We start from the raw sequence: 1010 nt of genomic DNA on the forward strand, positions 1-1010 counted from the left end.
GCGCAGTGGCAGCTTCGGGCCGACACGGTGCAACCGGAGGGGACGGGCAGCGAGGAAGAGCGCTGGTTTGCGGGCTTGCAGCGCTGGCGCGAGCGATGGCGGGTGCCGCGCTATGTCTATCTGGCTGAGTTCGATAATCGTCTGCTGCTCGATCTGGAGCACCCGGTCATGCTCGCCGAGTTGCGGGATGAGCTTGGCAAGCTACAACAGGACCGTAAGCTCATCCTTCAAGAGCTGCTTCCCGACTTTGAACATCTCTGGTTGCGCGATGAGCAGAGCGCCCCCTACTTCTCGGAGTTTGCGGGCCCGCTGCTCCGTGCGGTTCAATCAGCCGCACAGGCCGCTCCTCTGACGCCTCGCCGGGTGATCTCGCGGGTCGAGCGCAGCTTTTTCCCCGGGGATCGTTGGGTCTATGTCAAGCTCTATGCAGCGCCGGGCCAGCATGATGAACTGATCGCGGGCCCTGTACGAACGTTGATCCAGATGGTGCAGGAACAGAAGCTGATTGACTCCTGGTTCTTTATCCGCTATGCCGATCCTCTGCCCCATCTTCGTGTGCGCTGTCGAGCCTGTGACGAACAGGCGATCCAGCCGCTCTTGATGGCGATGTTGCAGTATTGTCGACACCTCGTGAACGCTGGCGTGATCCAGTCGTATGCGCTTGATCCATATGAGCGGGAAGTGGAGCGCTATGGTGGGCCCGAGGCAATCGAATTGCTGGAGCGGGTATTCTGTCTTGATAGCGCGATCATCAGCAATATTATCGCGGCACGATACGCACAACGTCTTACCCTTGATCCGCTGGAGATCGCTGTCTTTTCGCTGCATCAGTTCTTCACCAGAAAGCGGCAGAAGGCCGCTGGCTTCAGCCAAGGGGATGGATGGCGCAGGAAGCCAGCAGCGGCAGGACATTATCCTTCGCTTGACAGAAGACAATCGTTGTGCGAGAATACACGAAGATAGTGAGGACGAACAAGGAGCAAGGGATGCTGGTCTACGAAGACAAGCTC

The 1010-nt window shown here is 58.5% G+C and carries 1 protein-coding gene; it reads left to right on the forward strand.

From position 1 onward, the window contains the following. Positions 1 to 963 (forward strand): thiopeptide-type bacteriocin biosynthesis protein (locus EI42_RS31805; RefSeq protein WP_211326463.1); only part of this gene is annotated, 963 nt, incomplete at its 5' end. Positions 964 to 1010 lie beyond the last annotated feature (47 nt).

This window comes from Thermosporothrix hazakensis (genome assembly GCF_003253565.1).
GTDB classification, from domain to species: domain Bacteria; phylum Chloroflexota; class Ktedonobacteria; order Ktedonobacterales; family Ktedonobacteraceae; genus Thermosporothrix; species Thermosporothrix hazakensis.